Below are 2,611 nucleotides of genomic sequence, written 5' to 3' on the forward strand. Positions count from 1 at the left end.
CCCGTCGCGAACGTCCTTCCGCCACTTCGACAACATGAAGGGATGAATCTCCAGCGCAGCCGCGACGGTCTTGACCTGCATTCCGGGCTGATGACTCAGACGAACAGCCGTCTGCTTAAACTCGTCCGTGTACTTGTACAGCTTGCACGGTCCCGATCGTGGCACGTGTGACTCCCATTCTCGTTAGGCGGAAGTGTACACGGAATTGGTGCAAGAGCCCTCGGCAGCAGCAAGCATCGTTAGGCCGGCAAACCGTGGACGTTGCGTCGAAACTGCCCGTCGCGCACCAGCACGGTGACGGGCCGCGCACGAGTCGGACGTAAGCTCGGCGCTCCCCGGTCCCGGAGCGCGCATGCCCAACGCGGCGCCGGCGGCGTGTGGCGTCTACCAACCCCGACGCCCGCAGGCGTCGCCGCTCTTTCGGTTGGTGTCAGATCACCTGCCGCGGCTCTAAACGGTCTATGACGAGCGCTTCGCGCGCGAGTACGGCCCGCGGCTTCCCGTCGCCAACCCCCGCCCGCGCTCGGAGCTCCGCCAGCGACACCAGCTCCAGCGTGCCAATGCCATACTCGGCCCCGTTCACCGTGGACCGGAGCCGATCACCATCGAGCTCCAACAGATTCTGGGTCGCCGCGTAGCCCTTCTCCCGAAAGCCCATCAATGATTCAAACCAATCCATCGGCACAGCGACCCCCCCTGGTCATTGGCGCCTGCACAGATCTGCCCAACGTCAGGGTATTCCCGCGCCGTTAACTGGCTGTCACATGTTGCCCTGCGAACCAGTGGTGCGATGACGGGGCGATACCTGTGCGATGGTGGCTGCACCGTTCGTGACACAGCACGCTAGCCCCGGTGGCCACGAAACGCCCACGCCCCTCATCCGTAAGGCTCTCCATCGAACCACCACCCCTCCATCCCGGGATCTGCCATGAGCAACTTCTTCTCCGCCTTCAGCTTCAACGGCCAGTCCATGGGCGACTCCCCCGAGGGCGAGCGCTACACCGTCGCCGACATCCCGGTCAAATGCGCGCATTGCAAGCATGACCACTTCGTGGAAGGGCGCGCCCAACTCAATACCGCGGGGATGACCTTCCTCAATCTCGATTGGGCCAATCGCTCCGCCGCGACGCTCACCTGCACCGCCTGCGGCCGCATTGAGTGGTTCCTCGCCGATCCAGAAGAACGGGCGTAGCGGCTACCCCGGTCAGCGATCCAGCAGCTGCCGCATGCCTTCAAAACAGCGGCGGCGGATGCGCTCCGGCGTCAGCCCTCGTCAGACATCGACACTATCTCCGCGCAACACAGGACCAAGTACCGTCCGGCGAACGAGCGCTTCGCGCGCGAGTACGGCCCGTGGCGTCCCGTCGTCGCGCAGGTCGCCGACAAGTTTCTCGCGTGCGGCGTGTTGGAGCACGGCTTCGCCCGCATCCGTTGTGACGCGTGCACGCACGAGTACCTGCTCGCGTTCTCCTGCAAGTGCCGCTACTGCTGCCCGAGCTGTCACGCCAAGCGCCTCGCGATCTGGACGCAGTGGCTGGACACCACGCTCCTCGCGCTCGTGCCGCACCGGCAGGTGGTGCTCACCATTCCCAAGCGCCTCCGGGCGTATTGTCTGTACCGGCGACGCCTACTCGGCGAGATCGCCCGCGTCGCCGCCCGCACCGTCACCGCCGCCATTCGGACGCTGACCGGCGAGCGCGACCTCGCCGTGGGGATCGTCGCGTGCCGGCAGACGCACGGCGCCCGGGCGAACTGGCATCCGCATCTGCATCGCCTCGTGACCGATGGCGGGTTCCGGCCAGATGGCACCTTCGTGTCGTGGCCGGTGCACGATACCGCGCGGTTGCCCGAGGCGTTTCGCCGCGCCGTGCTGCGGCTCGTCGTGCGGCTGGAGCTGTTCGACGAGGACCAGGCCGCGGGCCTGCTGACGTGGCCGCATTCCGGGTTCCACGTGCACACCGCGGTGTGGGTGTCGGAGGACGATCGCGCGTTCGCGACCCGCCTCGCGCGCGACTGCGCCCGCAATCCCGTCGCCCTGGAGCGGCTCACCTACGACCGCGCCGCCAAGGCCGTGACCTATTGCTCCGATAAATCAGAGGGCCCGACGGCGGGGACCGAAACCGCCGACCCGCTCGAGTTCCTCGCTCGGGTCCTCGTGCACATTCCCGACCAGGGCCACGTCACCACGCGGTACGACGGCTGGTACGCCAACCGTCCGCGCGGGATGCGGCGTCAGGCCGAGCCCGCCGCAGCCGATACGCCACCCCTGATCGTCCCCGCGCCACGACTCGCGCCGACCGAGGCCACCCGCCGGTGGGCGGCCCTATTGCAGGAGATCTTCGAGGTCGACCCGCTGGCGTGCCCGACCGGCCATGGCCCCATGCGGGTCGTCGCGTTCATCACCCAGGTCTCGGTGATCGACCGGATCCTCGCGCATCGCCGGACGCGCGCCGCGCGCGAGGCGCACGGCGGGCCGCGGAGTCCGCCATCGACGCGGGCCCCCACGAACCGGGGCGCGTCCGAGCGGTCGCCGCCGGCATCGCCCCCCCCACGGTAACCGCCGTTCTTACGGCCCGCGAGGCGCGCGCGCGAGGCGGAGGGCACGCCGCCG

4 protein-coding genes are annotated in these 2,611 nt (G+C 68.4%); 2 read left to right on the plus strand and 2 right to left on the minus strand.

All coding sequences use genetic code 11. From position 1 onward, the window contains the following. Together ACIRA7_RS16650 and ACIRA7_RS16655 are read right to left on the minus strand one after the other, a co-directional pair. On the minus strand, window positions 1–165 hold a 165-nt coding region (locus ACIRA7_RS16650; RefSeq protein WP_396221953.1), incomplete at its 3' end, for a transposase. Window positions 166–430: 265 nt separating this feature from the next. After that, a complete protein-coding gene (locus ACIRA7_RS16655) occupies window positions 431–679 on the minus strand; it encodes a hypothetical protein (RefSeq protein WP_396221951.1) in 249 nt (82 codons plus the stop codon). 249 nt (window positions 680–928) lie between these two features. Between ACIRA7_RS16655 and ACIRA7_RS16660 the strand changes: the two genes are divergently transcribed. Beyond that, window positions 929–1,192, plus strand: a complete 264-nt coding sequence (locus ACIRA7_RS16660; RefSeq protein ID WP_396221952.1) for a hypothetical protein — start codon at window positions 929–931, stop codon at window positions 1,190–1,192. Between the two features lie 96 nt (window positions 1,193–1,288). Next, on the plus strand, window positions 1,289–2,557 hold the full coding sequence (locus ACIRA7_RS16665; RefSeq protein WP_396221954.1) for a transposase: 1,269 nt from the start codon (window positions 1,289–1,291) through the stop codon (window positions 2,555–2,557). Window positions 2,558–2,611: the final 54 nt, after the last annotated feature.

Source organism: Gemmatimonas sp. (assembly GCF_044376735.1).
Lineage (GTDB): Bacteria > Gemmatimonadota > Gemmatimonadetes > Gemmatimonadales > Gemmatimonadaceae > Gemmatimonas.